The organism is Streptomyces roseolus, from assembly GCF_014649855.1.
Lineage (GTDB): Bacteria > Actinomycetota > Actinomycetes > Streptomycetales > Streptomycetaceae > Streptomyces > Streptomyces roseolus.
Map to the genome: position 1 here is coordinate 1 of NZ_BMTV01000096.1, position 548 is coordinate 548.

At 67.5% G+C, this 548-nt stretch carries 1 protein-coding gene; it reads left to right on the forward strand.

Features of this window, described 5'->3' with window-relative positions; all coding sequences use genetic code 11:
• The first annotated feature begins 47 nt into the window (after nucleotides 1-47).
• Complete coding sequence (locus IE245_RS36610; protein WP_229852092.1) at nucleotides 48-473, forward strand: IS5 family transposase; 426 nt, start codon at nucleotides 48-50, stop codon at nucleotides 471-473.
• Nucleotides 474-548 lie beyond the last annotated feature (75 nt).

Here is a 548-nt window from a genome sequence, read left to right on the forward strand (position 1 = left end):
TAGGGTCTGTTGCGAAAGTGGATCTTGTTCGTTGATGATCACGTCCTGTGGGACGTGGGGATCTGACGAACGGCCAGTGGGCCCGGCTTGAGCCGTTGCTGCCGATAGGCATCAAGCCGGGCCGGCCGCAGGTGTGGACGCGGCGGCAGTTGATAGACGGCATACGGTGGCGGACCCGGACCGGTGCTCCCTGGCGGGATGTGCCCGAGCGTTATGGACCGTGGGACCGGGTCTATGACCTGTTCCGGCGCTGGCAGCGGGACGGCACCTGGGCGAGGATCCTCACCCAGCTCCAGACCGAGGCGGACGGCAAGGGCCTGATCACCTGGGAGGTGAACGTCGACTCCACCGTCTGCCGGGCCCACCAGCACGCCGCCGGAGCGGCGAAAAAGGGGATCTCCAGAAGGAGCCACCCGGCGGGATCTTCGTCGAGCCGGCCGACCACGGCCTCGGACGTTCCCGCGGCGGACTGACCAGCAAGATCCATCTCGCGGTTGAGCAGGGGCAGAAGCCCCTGTCCGTCGTGATCACAGCCGGTCAGCGGGGCG